Source organism: Paenibacillus castaneae, from assembly GCF_002884445.1.
GTDB lineage: Bacteria > Bacillota > Bacilli > Paenibacillales > Paenibacillaceae > Pristimantibacillus > Pristimantibacillus castaneae.
Window position 1 is genome coordinate 1,476,572 of record NZ_KZ614144.1, and the last position, 14,867, is coordinate 1,491,438.

General features: G+C 42.5%; 16 protein-coding genes. 13 read left to right on the forward strand and 3 right to left on the reverse strand.

Translation table 11 applies throughout. The features are described 5' to 3' along the window. Positions 1-61 precede the first annotated feature (61 nt). Positions 62-1,054, reverse strand: a complete 993-nt coding sequence (locus CEF13_RS06230; protein WP_102709914.1) for a glycosyltransferase family 2 protein — start codon at positions 1,052-1,054, stop codon at positions 62-64. Positions 1,055-1,597: 543 nt separating this feature from the next. Between CEF13_RS06230 and CEF13_RS06235 the strand changes: the two genes are divergently transcribed. The 9 genes from CEF13_RS06235 to CEF13_RS06275 all read left to right on the forward strand — a co-directional run bounded on the left by CEF13_RS06235 (position 1,598) and on the right by CEF13_RS06275 (position 9,636). Then, positions 1,598-2,341 (forward strand): sugar phosphate nucleotidyltransferase, encoded by a 744-nt coding sequence (locus CEF13_RS06235; protein ID WP_102709915.1) that lies wholly within the window; start codon positions 1,598-1,600, stop codon positions 2,339-2,341. Positions 2,342-2,356: 15 nt separating this feature from the next. Next, entirely contained in the window at positions 2,357-2,914 is a 558-nt protein-coding gene (gene rfbC / locus CEF13_RS06240; protein ID WP_102709916.1) for a dTDP-4-dehydrorhamnose 3,5-epimerase, read from the forward strand. A gap of 9 nt (positions 2,915-2,923) precedes the next feature. After that, a complete protein-coding gene (gene rfbB, locus CEF13_RS06245) occupies positions 2,924-3,946 on the forward strand; it encodes a dTDP-glucose 4,6-dehydratase (RefSeq protein WP_102709917.1) in 1,023 nt (340 codons plus the stop codon). 1 nt (position 3,947) lies between these two features. Continuing rightward, positions 3,948-4,796: a dTDP-4-dehydrorhamnose reductase gene (rfbD, locus tag CEF13_RS06250; RefSeq protein WP_102709918.1), complete on the forward strand. Its 849-nt coding sequence runs from the start codon at positions 3,948-3,950 to the stop codon at positions 4,794-4,796. 351 nt (positions 4,797-5,147) lie between these two features. Continuing rightward, positions 5,148-6,554, forward strand: a complete 1,407-nt coding sequence (locus CEF13_RS06255; protein WP_102709919.1) for an undecaprenyl-phosphate glucose phosphotransferase — start codon at positions 5,148-5,150, stop codon at positions 6,552-6,554. Further along, on the forward strand, positions 6,544-7,515 hold the full coding sequence (locus CEF13_RS06260) for a glycosyltransferase family 2 protein (protein ID WP_102709920.1): 972 nt from the start codon (positions 6,544-6,546) through the stop codon (positions 7,513-7,515). Before CEF13_RS06255 ends, CEF13_RS06260 begins: the two co-directional genes overlap by 11 nt. 150 nt (positions 7,516-7,665) lie before the next feature. Further along, complete coding sequence (gene cls / locus CEF13_RS06265; RefSeq protein ID WP_244917050.1) at positions 7,666-9,096, forward strand: cardiolipin synthase; 1,431 nt, start codon at positions 7,666-7,668, stop codon at positions 9,094-9,096. Between the two features lie 115 nt (positions 9,097-9,211). Next, on the forward strand, positions 9,212-9,394 hold the full coding sequence (locus CEF13_RS06270; protein WP_102709921.1) for a hypothetical protein: 183 nt from the start codon (positions 9,212-9,214) through the stop codon (positions 9,392-9,394). A 50-nt stretch (positions 9,395-9,444) separates the two neighbouring features. Further along, positions 9,445-9,636, forward strand: coding sequence for an H-type small acid-soluble spore protein (locus CEF13_RS06275; RefSeq protein WP_102709922.1), 192 nt, complete (start codon positions 9,445-9,447; stop codon positions 9,634-9,636). Between the two features lie 51 nt (positions 9,637-9,687). Here the strand turns inward: CEF13_RS06275 and CEF13_RS06280 are convergent, their stop codons facing one another. Together CEF13_RS06280 and CEF13_RS06285 are read right to left on the reverse strand one after the other, a co-directional pair. Beyond that, the gene (locus tag CEF13_RS06280) at positions 9,688-9,999 is read right to left on the reverse strand and encodes a dehydrogenase (protein WP_102709923.1); all 312 of its coding nucleotides are present in this window, start codon (positions 9,997-9,999) and stop codon (positions 9,688-9,690) included. Between the two features lie 74 nt (positions 10,000-10,073). Next, entirely contained in the window at positions 10,074-10,520 is a 447-nt protein-coding gene (locus CEF13_RS06285) for a cupredoxin domain-containing protein (protein ID WP_102709924.1), read from the reverse strand. 166 nt (positions 10,521-10,686) lie between these two features. Here CEF13_RS06285 and uptA point away from each other — a divergent pair, with 166 nt between their 5' ends. Genes uptA through CEF13_RS06305 form a run of 4 tightly spaced genes read left to right on the forward strand, consistent with a single transcriptional unit; the run spans position 10,687 to position 14,867 of the window. Further along, complete coding sequence (uptA, locus tag CEF13_RS06290; RefSeq protein ID WP_102716239.1) at positions 10,687-11,295, forward strand: undecaprenyl phosphate transporter UptA; 609 nt, start codon at positions 10,687-10,689, stop codon at positions 11,293-11,295. 48 nt (positions 11,296-11,343) lie between these two features. Then, a complete protein-coding gene (locus CEF13_RS06295) occupies positions 11,344-11,910 on the forward strand; it encodes a thioredoxin family protein (protein WP_102709925.1) in 567 nt (188 codons plus the stop codon). Positions 11,911-11,929: 19 nt separating this feature from the next. Next, on the forward strand, positions 11,930-12,583 hold the full coding sequence (locus CEF13_RS06300) for an MBL fold metallo-hydrolase (protein WP_102716240.1): 654 nt from the start codon (positions 11,930-11,932) through the stop codon (positions 12,581-12,583). A 46-nt stretch (positions 12,584-12,629) separates the two neighbouring features. Then, positions 12,630-14,867 carry a Tex family protein gene (locus CEF13_RS06305; protein WP_102716241.1) on the forward strand — a complete coding sequence of 746 codons (2,238 nt, stop codon included), beginning with the start codon at positions 12,630-12,632 and terminating at the stop codon, positions 14,865-14,867.

The window sequence follows — 14,867 nt, forward strand, 5'->3', positions numbered from 1 at the left end:
CACTATGCTATGTATAATCATTAAAAGAATATTATTATAGATTGGATAAATATTACATACATCACTTACTTACATAATTTGAAATCGCCACTATAGAATCTGGATTAATTATTTCATTATTTTCTCTTTCGTTATTATATTCATCAATATAGTAGAGAGGACGGTTTTTAGTTTCATTAAAAACTCTACCCAAATATTCTCCAATTATTCCTATAGATAACAATTGAATCCCTCCTAAAAACAGAATAGCAGTCATCAGTGAAGGATATCCTGTAACGGTTTCACCAAAAATAAGCGTTTTTCCTATGGTCCAAAGCATATAGAGGAATGCAAAAAAAGAAATAATACATCCAAAAATAGCTGAAAAGCGTAGTGGTGCAATTGTAAACGAAGTAATACCTTCTATCGCTAGATCTATCAACTTAAGGTAACTCCATTTTGTTTCTCCTGCTGCCCTAGGATCTCTATCAAATAATATTTCCTTCTTTTTATATCCAATCCAACTAAACATGCCTTTTGTGTATCTTTGGGACTCACGCATTTTTCTTAATGCATTTACGCATCGACGATCTAATAACCGGAAATCACCTGTATCTTCCTGAATGGGTATATTAGACATTTTTTTGAGTACTTTATAAAAAGTGGATGAGGTTATCTTTTTTAGCCACGTTTCGCCAGCCCTGCTCCGTCTTTTGGCGAAGATGTCATCATAACCTTCTTCCCAGTATCTTAGCATTTCAGGGATCAGCTCTGGTGGGTCTTGTAAGTCTGCATCCAAAATAATCACAGCATCACCTTTTACATAATCCAATCCGGCTATCATTGCTGTCTCTTTACCATAGTTTCTAGATAAGTTTAAATAAGAGATTCTATTATCAAGTTTTCTAAAGGACTTGATAATATCTAGAGTATTATCAACACTACCATCATTTACAAACAATATTTCAAATTGGTAGTATCCTATATTATCAATAATTGTTGTCAATCTCTCATATAATAAATTCAGAACGTCTTTCTCATTATAAGCAGGTATTAGAATTGAAACAGTTTTCATCAGTTGCTCTCCTTTAGAAGTATGTATCTCCAAATGTAAAAAAGATTAAATTACAATTTTTGCTTTACTTGTTCATCAAACAATTGCCGCGGTCGATCTGGGGAGTGTCCCATTAATATCATGCTATCTCAATGTAACGATAAGTTTATAGAATGCTATTATATTGTCGTAACAGATTGATCTTTCGTCTTAGATATTTTTGTGTAATTCCTTTAATCGGAGGAACTAGTAAGGATTCATTTGTAAGCCAGTGTCTCATATTGGATGGTTTAACCATACAAGAAGGATCTTTCCTTGTCTACTATGAGTTTCATTTTTTTATGAACGTATATATAAGAACTTTTTTAACGAATAGAACTGCTGGAGATAATCTTTTTTTGAATAGAGGTTGTCATTAGTAGTTACACCTTTTATTTTATTTGATATGCTTAATTAGAATATCTTTACTATTATATACGATTTGTTTCATGAAATTGAACTTAAATATCGAGTAGGTTTTTAATTGTGTCGAAACAAATAATAGAATCGATGGTGATAGATAATATGAAAGGTATTATTCTAGCAGGCGGAACTGGTTCACGACTGTTTCCACTTACTAAAGTAACTAACAAACATTTACTTCCTGTAGGTAAATACCCTATGATTTATCATTCAATTGCTAAGCTAAAACAATGTGGAATTTTTGATATCCTCATTGTTACTGGTAAAGAACACATGGGCGATGTAGTAAATTTACTCGGAAGTGGTCACGAGTTTGGTGTATCTTTTACATATAAAGTTCAGGACGAAGCTGGAGGTATTGCGCAAGCTCTTGGATTAGCAGAAAACTTTGTAAATGGTGACCAAATGGTCGTTATTCTAGGCGATAACGTATTTGATGATAGTATTGCTCCGTTCGTCAGCAACTTTAAAGAACAGAATAAGGGAGCAAAAATTCTAATTCAAGAGGTTCATGATCCTCAGCGCTATGGTGTACCTGAATTGCATGGAGATAAGATCGTTTCTATTGAAGAGAAACCTAAACAACCAAAGAGCAATTATGCAGTTACAGGAATATATATGTATGATAGTAATGTTTTTGAAATCGTTAAAACGCTTAAACCATCTGGTCGTGGAGAGCTTGAAATTACAGATGTCAATAATGCATATATTGAAGCAGGCGAGCTTAGTTATGATATTCTCCACGGATGGTGGACAGATGCGGGCACTCATGCTTCGTTGACGAAAGCAAATGAGCTTGCGAAAGATCTTAAGTTTGTCGAAGAATTTGGTAAACTAAAATTATAAAAAATAGGTGACGATATGAAAATAATAGATTCTAAGCTTCCAGGTGTTAAATTGCTAGAACCTGCGGTATTTGGTGATCACCGTGGTTTCTTTATGGAAAGCTATAATGAAGAAGTAGCCCATGCTAATGGTATTTCATACGCTTTAATTCAAGACAACCATTCTCTGTCAGTAGAAGCTGGTGTACTTCGCGGTATGCACTATCAACTATCGCCGAAAGCTCAGACGAAGCTAGTTCGAGTGACTGCTGGGGCAATCTATGATGTTGTAATAGATATTCGTAGAGGCTCACCAACATTTGGACAATGGCAAGGTTTTATTCTTAGTGCGGCCAATAAACGTCAGTTGCTCGTACCACAGGGCTTTGCACATGGCTTTTGTACGCTCGTTCCGAATAGTGAGGTTCAGTACAAGGTTGATGCCCTCTACTCTCCAGAACACGACCGTGGCATCGCTTGGAACGATCCGGCACTAGCAATCGACTGGCCGACATCGACTCCGATTTTATCGGATAAGGATGGTAAGCATCCAGTGCTTGCCAATGCGGAAATCAACTTTGTATATGAAGGGTGAGTTAGACTCGTGAAATTACTAGTTACCGGCGGTGCCGGCTTTATAGGCAGCAACTTTATATTATATATGATTAAGAACTATCCAAATTACGAAATCATTAATGTTGATGCGCTCACCTACGCGGGTAACCTTGAGAACTTGCGCTCGATTGAGCAGCATTCTAACTACTCATTCGTGAAAACAGATATTGCGCAACGAAGCGAATTGGAGCCATTATTCCAACAAGGTATCGACGCTGTTATCAACTTTGCAGCAGAATCACATGTGGATCGCAGTATTTTGCATCCGGAGATTTTCGTACAAACGAACATTCTTGGTACTCAGACGCTGCTTGATCTTACAAAGCAATATAACGTAACTAAATTCGTTCAAGTTTCTACGGATGAAGTGTACGGAACGCTCGGCGAGACGGGGCTTTTCACGGAAGATACCCCGATTGCGCCAAATAGTCCTTACTCAGCAAGTAAAGCTGGAGCGGATCTGCTCGTTAGAGCTTATCATGAAACGTTCGGACTAGACGTCAATATAACACGCTGCTCAAATAACTATGGTCCATATCAGTTCCCAGAGAAGCTTATTCCATTAATGATTCAGAATGCGCTTCAAGATAAGCCGCTTCCAGTATACGGGGATGGCCTCAATGTCCGTGATTGGCTTTATGTAGAGGATCACTGCAGCGCAATAGATCTTGTATTGCATAAAGGCGTTAATGGTGAAGTTTACAACGTTGGTGGACGTAATGAGCGAAACAATCTGCAGGTTGTTCGCACGATTCTTGAAGAACTTGGCAAGCCAGAATCGCTTATCTCCTATGTGAAGGACCGTCTTGGTCATGATCGCAGATACGCAATTGATGCTGACAAGATCCGTAATGAATTAGGCTGGCAGCCGAAATTTAACTATGAGGACGGAATCAAGGAAACGATTCGTTGGTACCTCAGCAATACAGAGTGGATGGAGCAGGTTGCATCTGGCTCCTATCAACAATATTATGACATCCAGTACAAGGATCGCCTGGAGGCGAAAGAATAATATGGCTGCATTAAAAATCGTAGTTACTGGCGCGAATGGGCAGCTTGGTCGAGAGTTATCGCAATGGACGACGGATACGGCTGAAATCATTGGATTAAGCCGAAGCGAGCTTGATATTACGAGTCTCCCAGCCTGCCGGAATTTATTTGCACTGCATCGCCCTGATGTTGTCATACACTGCGCTGCCTATACAGCTGTAGATAAAGCCGAGTCCGAGCCGGACGAGGCTTTTCGTGTGAATGCAGCTGCAACACGTAACGTAGCAGTTGCTGCTCGCGAGATAGGTGCAAAGCTTTGTTATATAAGCACCGATTATGTTTTTGATGGAAGTAGCACAGTCCCTTACAATGAATATGACCAGATTAATCCTCAAACGGTGTATGGAAAATCAAAATATGCTGGCGAACAAGCAGTACAGACACTACATGATCGCTATTACATCGTTCGAACATCATGGGTATACGGGAAATATGGCAATAACTTTGTGAAGACGATACTGAAAATGGCTGGAGAGCGTGATATGCTCAAAGTAGTTGCTGATCAAATCGGATCGCCAACCTACACCTATGATCTTGCAGCTTTTTTGCTAGAGCTTGTGCAAACTGATTTTTATGGTATCTACCATGCATCAAATAGCGGAGTCTGCTCTTGGTTTGAGTTTGCTAATGCCATTTTTGAAGACAGCGGCACCACTATTCTTGTTGAGCCTTGTACGACAGTAGATTTCCCAAGGCCAGCTCCAAGACCTGCATATTCGGTAATGGATCATACTGCCATTCGTAGTAATGGTCTGAACGTACTTCGGCCTTGGAGAGAAGCGCTTAACCACTATCTCAAAGACAGTGATTGATTTTAGAAGTTTTTTATAACGGGTTTGTCGAGAGCCGGAATCAGGATATTCGTCAAACCCGTACATTTTATGTTCTTATACTATATCTTGATGTGAAGTGGTAACCAGACTATTTGTCTGAAATTATTAACTGCAAGGAGTAACATTTAGCGGTTGGCAGTGCAACCAGCAAACCTGTTTTCGCGTCTAAAAGGGAAGTAATAGATTATGCGAGCTTAGGTTTTGCTGTGAGTTTGGATGGTTTCGCTGGCGGTACAAAACCATGTGGTAAATTAAGGGTACTCCTCTCAATCTATTTTTGGTACAATAAGGTAGGGTCGAAATTTAAGAGAATGCAGGTGAAAACGGCGAATGCTAAGGCAAAACCAACGGTTTTTGACGCAACTTTATATGTTGGCTGATTTATTTTGCACATTGGTCGTATTTATGGCCGCATATTGGCTTAAATTTGATAGTGACTTGCTGCCGAGCTTCGACTCCGTATCATTTTCTACTTATTTGCTATGGGGGACGATTTATTCTTTTTCGGCTGTGTTAATCGGGTTTTATTTTCAATTTTACTCACCAAAACGCAGGAAAAATTATTCCTATGAAATTTTGCGAATCTTGCAAATACAAACAATAAGTTTTCTTGGCTTGCTAAGCCTGTTCTTTTTCACGCGTGAAGTCCATATATCTCGTGAGTTTCTTGCCCTCTTCTTTATTATGAATTTTATAGCCATTACAGCTTATCGTTATTGTGTGAAACGGATTCTGGCTTCGTTCCGGCGTAAAGGCTTTAATAAACGATTTGTATTAATTGTTGGCGCTGGTTCGGTCGGTCGCAGTTTCTATAATAACCTACAGCAGCATCCGGATCTTGGCTATGAGGTTGTTGGTTTCTTGGATGATTATCAGAAGGAGCATGCGCCTGAGCATCGGCATATGAAGCCGATTGTTGGAATGCTGAATGATCTGAAGCGGAAGCTGGAGAAAGAACCTATCGACGAGGTCATTATTGCTCTGCCTCTCGATGCCCATGCGAAATACGCGGAAATTATTGAAATGTGTGAACGGACGGGAGTAAAAACGCTCATCATTCCTGATTTCTTCGATCTGCTTCCTGCTCGGCCGTTTTTTGATAATTTTGCCGGCATTCCATTAATAAATGTGAGAGACGTGCCGCTTGATGAACTAAGCAATCGAGTACTCAAGCGCTGGTTTGATATTGCTTTTTCTCTAGTTGCAATCGTCATTACCTCACCAATTATGTTATTTATTATAATTGCTCTAAAGCTTACTTCTCCTGGTCCCATTCTATTCAAACAGGAACGAATGGGCCTAGATCGCAAAACCTTCTTCATGTATAAATTCCGGTCTATGCATGTATCAACGGATAAGGTTTCCGATACACAGTGGACAGTAGAGAGCGATCCACGTCGCACAAAGTTTGGCGGTTTCCTGCGTCGTACAAGTCTGGATGAGCTTCCGCAGTTTTTCAACGTGCTGCTAGGACATATGAGCGTAGTTGGACCACGCCCAGAGCGCCCGTATTTCGTTAATCAATTTAAAGAAGAAATTCCAAAGTATATGATTAAGCATCAAATAAGGCCAGGCATTACAGGTTGGGCGCAGACCAATGGTCTTAGAGGTGATACCTCAATTAAAGATCGTATCGTACATGATATTTTTTATATTGAGAATTGGACTTTCTTTTTTGATATCAAAATTATTTTCAAAACGGTATTGAAGGGCTTGATTAACAAAAATGCTTACTAACATCAAACAATCATGCCGAGTATCGGTTATAATTCCTACATTAAATGCCGGTACTGAGCTGAAGCAGCTGCTAGTGGGGCTGGGACAGCAATCGATCAAGCCTTATGAAATAATAGTTATTGATTCTCAATCGGATGATGGAACGCAGGAAATGGCAAGTAAAGCTGGCGCATATGTTATGTCTGTGGAACGCAGCGAATTTGATCATGGTGGAACGCGAAACCGTGCTGCGAGACAAGCGAAGGGAGATATTCTTCTCTTCATGACGCAGGATGCGCTTCCCTATGACGATAAGCTCATTGAGAAGCTAACTGGCCCGCTTATAAATGATGAAAAGGTTGTTTATGCTTATGCGCGGCAGCTTGCAAGGCCAGAAGCAAATGTATTGGAACGCTTGGCTAGACAATATAATTATCCCGAAGAATCGCAAATAAAGGCTTATGAGCATATCGAGGAACATGGGATTAAGACTTTTTTTTGTTCTAATGTTTGTTCAGCCATATGGCGAGACACATTTGAGGCTATGGGTAGTTTTCAAGAGCCGGTTATTTTTAATGAAGATTTATTTATGTCAGCGAAATGCATTTTAACAGGTTATAAGGTAGCCTATTGCGCAGACGCTGTCGTTTACCATTCACATGATTACTCCATTAAACAGCAATTTAAACGTTATTTTGATAATGGAGTATCGATGCGCTGCAATACATGGATTACTCCTTACAGCTCAGTAGGAAAAGCTGGATCAAAGCTCGTCAAGCTGCAGCTACAAGAGCTTAAACAATCCGGTCAGTGGGTATTAATTCCTAAGCTGATTATGGAATCAGCTGCTAAGCTGATTGGCTATAAATTAGGGATTCATTATCGATGGCTGCCTACTTTCATTACAAAAAGATTGAGTATGCATCATCTTATTTTTGCATATCTAGAGAAAAACAATAATGGCGTAACCTTAAAGCAATAAATACATAGATAACTTTTTGTCAAGAAGCCCGTTCGATGGATACTTAATCGAACGGGTTTTTTGTATCCTCCGTATACCTTCCCCAGTAAGCGCTCAGACTATAGAAACTTGTCACTTTATTTAATCCGCCAAGAAGAGAGGTGAATCATCGTGATTACATGGCTTATTTGGCTGATTATTTTGCTCGTTATTTATGTGCTGCAGTTAGCTCTGATTCTCCTCATGGAGCATCGTCGTCCTGCTCGAATGACGGCTTGGCTGTTCATCGCTTTGGTTTGCCCACTGATTGGATTTATAGCCTACCTCCTGCTGGGCAAGGAGTTCACGCGACGAGGACGCATTTTGCCCTATAAGCAAGAGACGTTTCGATACGCTAGTAAAATGTCGTCAACGATCAAAGCTGCGGAGGATATACGAAATAAACAGCTCGCACATCAAGAGAAGGTTTATGCGATGCTTACAGGGCTTGCTCCTTTTCCGATTACAGGCAGAAATAAATCAAAAGTGCTTACGAATGGGAAGCAAACGTATGAAGCGATTTTGGAGCAGCTTGAAGGGGCAGCCCATCATATCCATATGGAATATTACACGATTCGAGACGATGAGATCGGCATTGTTTTCTTAGAAGTTCTCGTTCGAAAAGCAAAGGAGGGAGTTGAGGTTCGAGTCATTTATGATGGAATAGGCAGCCTGAATTTAAGTGAAAAATATATTAACGAGCTCCGCAGCGCAGGTGTACATACGAGCTGCTTCCTGCCGCCTCGAATCTCTTTTTTTGATAGAAGGCTGAATTATCGCAATCATCGCAAAATCGTGATAGTGGATGGGAAGGTCGGATTCGTTGGCGGTATTAATATTGGTGATGAATATTTAGGCAAGGACCCTAAGATTGGATGCTGGAGAGATACCCATTTATGCTTGGAAGGAGATTCGGTTTATTTTTTGCAGGAGCTGTTCATGAATGATTGGGCGTTCACGGCAAAAGAGATGCTGGATGGGAATGTGTACATGCCTAGGCATCAATGCGATGGGGAGGAAGATGTACTCATTGTATCGAGCAAGCCGGGGCATAATGATCAGAAGATTATGGAGGTCATGTTCGCAGCGATTATGGCTGCTAAAGCTCGTATTTACTTAACGACACCCTATTTTATTCCTGATCAAAGCTTGCTGATGGGACTTAGAACGGCGGCACTCAGCGGCATTGACGTCAAGCTTATCATACCAGGAATAGCTGACTCCAAGCTCATTATGCTGGCCACGTTGTCGTATATTCAGGAGATGCTGGAAGCGGGTGTGAAGGTTTATCGTTACCAAAGCGGATTTATTCATGCCAAGGTCATGATTGTCGATGAGATGCTGGCGACTGTCGGGACGGCAAATGTAGATATGCGCAGCCTCCATAGTAATTTCGAATTGAACGCTGTTCTATTCGATGAAGGAACCATAGGGCGGCTGGAAGCTGATTTTATTAATGATTTGCAGCAAAGCCTAGAGCTTGATTTGCAGAAATTTAAGAATAGGCCATGGCGGCAAAAAAAGATGGAATCTCTGCTGCAGATCCTATCTCCATTATTATAAACGATGCATGGCACGCTTTGATTTCGGGCATATTTTTCGTGATGGCTATTTACAGCTCTCAGGGATCATAACGTTTAATTGTGTGGTTTCTCAAAACGATGAGGAGGAATTTAAATTGCCTGATAATAATAATGAAGAAAAACAAGTGAAGGCGGAGACTATAAACGAGGGGCGAGATGATTATTTTATGGATATTGATCGCATGGTTAACGAAGGCTTGGGCGGCGGCAATGTGACGCTTCATAATGGTTTAATTGATGAATCAACAACAGATACGATGGATAACGAAACCAAATAAACGATAAATCATTCGATTGAATTCAAACTTTTCAGGAGGAGGTGCAGCAGATGGATACAGCTCGCGCTAAAGAAATTTATGAATCAAAGCAGACGGTAGCTGTGAAGCTGGACGGCAATGGAGATAGCGTATGGATTGAAAATGTTGATGAAGCCAATGGCATGGCGACGGTACAGGTTGGAGGAAATCCAACGAACACCCAAACGGTATCCTGTGATCGTCTAAAGGAAGAAAGCAAATAGATGCATGAAGAAACCTGATAGCGAGTGGCTATCAGGTTTTTTCATTTGCAATCATCCGCCAAAGGCTTCGCGGAAAGCAGAGCAGAGCTTCTCACGATCAACCTTCCACAGCTCTGCTATTTCGGGACCGACATTCTCGTCCCACCAGTCTGCTTGAGCTTTACGATTGCTCTCATTTTCTATAACCCAAGTCAGGTTAAGGATGACTTTTTTGAAATAAATGGCTTCCGCTTGATCCATCATATCTTTGGAGATCCAGAGCTTCATTCGTTTCACTGTACGGTAAAGCTCGTTGCTGCAGGCTCTGCGGATTTTTCGCGCAGTCGGATAGCCGGCGTTATGTTTTTGCGAGTTAGTCTTCACGATAAACCGACTCCTCTCTATCCCATATGTATGCGTTCGAGAAGGAGGAGGTCACTGAGATTATGGATACTCAGCTAGAGCACGACAATATAACCAACCATCGGTCCGCCATGTTTCATGTCTGTATGGGTCAAGCATTGGATGGGATAGGTTCCTGCTTTGTCAGCGGTAAATCTCACAATGGTTACTTTACCCTTTAGAACTTCACCTTTGATCCCTAAGCCTTCAACGACAAAAGGATGGCTGTTTCCATTGACGCCATTGATTTGAAGCTCAATGGACTCTCCTTTGTTCACAATAATGGTTCCCGGGTGCCAGAGATATACTTCAATTTCTTTTCCATCGGCTGTTAGCGCTTTATGCTCGCCTGTAACAAGCTGAATGACACGAGCCTCCGCAGCTTGTCCGCTAACTGCTCGCGATTGATCCCAACTTAAGTAAACGCCAGTAATAATAATTAATGCAGCCACGATTATAAATAACTGAATCTGTCTTTTGCTGACAACTAATACTTTGGACATGAAACGCTCACCTCATCTTTTCGTATCATTTATAGCTAGTCTATGCATAGGCTTGTTTAAGCATGACTAAAGTGGAAGGCTGTCCGTCACGTATGTTAGAATAGCTTCATCACATGTGAAATGAATCAAGTAGAGACATTATGAGGAAGGCGGAGTGAGAGCGGTTATGGAATGGATTCATGAATTATTGAACAATGTTTTACAATGGGTTGAAAGCTTGGGCTATTTCGGTATATTAATTGGTTTATTAATTGAGGTTATTCCAAGTGAAGTTGTATTGGGGTTCGGCGGCTATCTAGTATGGAAGGGGGACATCTCGTTTTGGGGAGCGGTTCTATTCGGTACGCTCGGTGCAGTCGGACAGAACTGGATTCTATATGCAATCGGCAGATACGGCGGCCGTCCTATTGTCGAGAAATACGGCAAATACATTAAGATAAAAAAGAAACATGTTGATAAAGCCGAGACTTGGTTTAATAAATTTGGCGCAGGTATTGTGTTCACCGCCCGTTTCGTGCCGGTTATGAGACAGGTTATTTCGATTCCTGCTGGAATGGCGCGTATGAATTTTGGGCTATTTACCCTTCTTACAGCATTGGCATCACTTCCATGGTCTATTTTATTTATTTATTTAGGCAAATCGCTCGGCGAGAATTGGGATCAAATTGATGAGAAAGCAGGTGCTTATGTACAACCTGCCATTCTAATCGCTATTGCGCTGCTTATCGTTTATGTCCTGTTTAAATTTGTACGTGCGCGTCGCAAATCGGTATAATGAAGTCATATAACATACTTATAACTATGAAACGAAAGAGGGATACATATGAGTAAAAGTGTAGCAGACAAGCTTGGCAAAGGAATCAGTCCACAGCAGTTTATTGATGGGATGACCAAAAATAAAGAGCAGTTTTTGGATTGGTCTGAGAAGTTTGTGTGGACTGATGAGGAAGACAAGGCATATTTCGAGTCGCTTAATAATCGCGATGATCTTCGTGTTCTCATTCTGATGGCAGATTGGTGCGGCGATGTTGTACGTAATATTCCAGTCGTATTTCGCGCGCTTGAGAACAGCGGAATTCAGGTTGAAGTTCTTATTTTAGAAGAGCACTTGGATACGATGGATCAGTTTTTGACTTTAGGCGGACGCTCGGTGCCCGTTGTCATTATTGCTGACACAGGCGGAGCCGTGCTTGGGCAATGGGGTCCTCGTCCGAGTCATGTACAGGAAGCGATGATTGCTTTCAAGAAAGAGAATCCAGACCGCGAAGCAGCTGATTATCAAGAGAACCTTGCTGTTACTCGTCAAGAGATTGGTCGTCGTTACGGTGAAGGAACTGGCTATCAGTCGGTCATTGTGAAAGAGCTTCGCACCCTGTTGGAGTCGCTTTAAGACGCTTATGGATACTAATATGCGAGTTGAGACATTTACGCTAGGGCCAATACAGACGAATGCTTATTTAATTACAGTGAATGAACCAGCCGCTGCAGAAGATGGTTCCCCGCAAGAGCGGGCAATCGTCATTGATCCGGGGGTGAATCCGAAGAGGCTGCTTGAGCGTCTGAAAGGGGTAAAGGTGGAAGCCATATTACTGACACATGCTCACTTCGATCATATGGGTGGTGTCGATGAGGTGCGCAAGGCAGCAAATTGCCCTGTATATATTCATGATTTGGAAGCGGACTGGCTTACCGATCCGCGTAAGAACGGTTCCATGCGCTGGCAGGACGTAACACCACCGCTTTCAACAGATGAAGCCGAATATGCGCTTGCCGAAGGACAAATACTGAATCTGCTTGGCCTAACCTTCCGAGTTATGCATACGCCGGGACATTCGCCTGGCAGTGTCAGCTTTTTATGTGGAAATCATTTGTTTTCGGGTGATGTGCTGTTCAAACTGTCGGTTGGGCGTACGGATCTTCCTGGTGGACGAGAACGTGATTTATATGACTCTATCCGCTTGAAGCTGTATAAGCTAAGTCCAGAAGTTATTGTATATCCAGGACATGGCGGAAAAACGACGATCGGATATGAAATGGCGAACAATCCTTATACAGGAGCATGAAGCAAGGAAAGGGGCATGACGTTTGACGGATTCTAAAGATCAGCATTTGACAGAGGAATTAGAAGAAAGCGGAGCCAAATCGAAGCTTACAACGGAACAGAAAGCAGCTGAAAGCGATCGTATCATCAAGGCTATCGCAGCTCAGCTGACTATTCCTATTACGAAAGTAAAGTCAGCGGTAGGACTGCTTGATGAAGGCAATACGATACCTTTCATAGCCCGTTACCGGAAGGAAATGACCGGAGAGCTTGACGAAAATGACTTAAGATCAATTGAAGAAAAGCTGCAATATATGCGAAATCTAGAAGATCGCAAGCGTGAGGTTATTCGTCTTATAGATGAGCAAGGAAAGCTGACGGATGAACTGCGGGAGAGTATAACGAAGTCTATCAAGCTGCAAGAGGTAGAAGATCTATATCGTCCTTACCGTCAAAAGCGCAAAACACGTGCCAGCGTAGCGAAGGAAAGAGGATTGGAGCCGCTTGCGGACTGGTTATGGTCGCAGCCTCGTCAAGGCGATCCTCTTATTGAAGCGTCTCGTTACGTTAATGAGACGAAGGGAGTTCAGTCAGCACAGGATGCCCTTCAGGGTGCAATGGACATTATCGCCGAGAACATAGCGGATGATGCTTCGATTCGAGCTTGGGTACGTAAATTCACGTTTGATCAAGCACTGCTAAAGACTGAAGCGAAGAACGCTGCTGAAGAAACGGTATACGAAATGTATTACAGCTATCAGGAGCCTGTGCGCAAGCTTCCGCCTCATCGCATACTGGCCATTAACCGGGCCGAGCGTGAGGACGTGCTGCGTGTATCCTTTGATTTGTCTTCGGAACGTATTCACGAACATATGCAGAGGAAGCTGCTTAGGAACGGTACGGCTCAATCTATCCGCGATGTACTTGTTGCAGTAATCGAGGATTCATACAAGCGATTAATATCGCCTTCTATTGAACGCGAGGTAAGAGGTGAGCTGACGGAGAAGGCGGAGGAGCATGCGATTTCGATTTTCTCGGAAAATTTACGCAATTTATTGCTTCAGCCACCTGTTCGCGGCAATATCGTACTAGGCGTAGACCCCGCATTTCGTACTGGCTGCAAGCTAGCGGTTATTGACGATATTGGGAAACTGTTAGAAGTAGCAGTGTGCTATCCTACGGCACCAAACCATAAAGTAGCAGAAGCAGAGAAGCTTATTAATGGATTCATTGATAAGTACAAGGTTGAATTGATCGTAATCGGCAATGGCACAGCCTCTCGTGAGACAGAGCAGTTCATTGCAACGCTAATTGGCAAACGGAAAGCTGCAGCAGCAGCAAGCGGGCCTGATCTGAAATATATTATTGTCAATGAAGCTGGGGCTAGTGTTTATTCAGCATCTAAGCTCGCTCAGGAGGAATTTCCGGCTCTTGACGTAGCTGAGCGCAGCGCAGTCTCCATTGCGCGCAGACTGCAGGATCCGCTGGCTGAGCTCGTCAAAATTGAACCGAAGGCGATCGGTGTTGGGCAGTACCAGCATGACGTTAGCCAGAAGCGGCTCGACGAAACACTTGGCGGCGTCGTTGAATCGGCGGTTAACCATGTTGGTGTTGATGTGAACACAGCGTCTGCTTCACTGCTTTCGTATGTGGCTGGCATCAATGGAACAATTGCCAAAAACATCGTGAAATATCGGGACGAGAACGGACGTTTTGTGAAAAGGGCGCAATTGCAAAAGGTGCCGCGTCTTGGCGCTAAGTCCTATGAGCAATGTATCGGCTTCCTGCGAATACCGGAAGCGGTCAATCCGCTCGACAGTACGCCTATACATCCGGAATCCTATGATGTTGTTGATAAGCTGTTCAAGGAGCTGGGGCTTAAGCTTAATCAGCTGGGCTCTGAGGAACTGAAAGCGAAGCTGGCTCAGGTTAATGTTGAAAGCTTGGCTGAAGTGCTCGGCGTTGGCGTTCCAACGCTGCGAGACATTATTGACAGCTTGCTTAAACCGGGCCGCGATCCGCGCGAAGAGCTGCCGCCTCCGATATTCCATACGGATGTGCTGAACATCGAGGACTTGAAGCCAGGGATGGAGCTGCACGGGACAGTGCGCAACGTAATCGACTTTGGCGCATTTGTCGATATTGGCATTAAAAATGACGGACTCGTCCACATTTCGCAATTAAGCGATAAATTCGTTAAGCGTCCAATGGACGTCGTATCGGTCGGAGATACAGTAACAGTGTGGGTACTTAGTGTAGACGAGAAAAAAGGCCGTGTAAGCTTAACCATGCGGAAGCCTGATTAA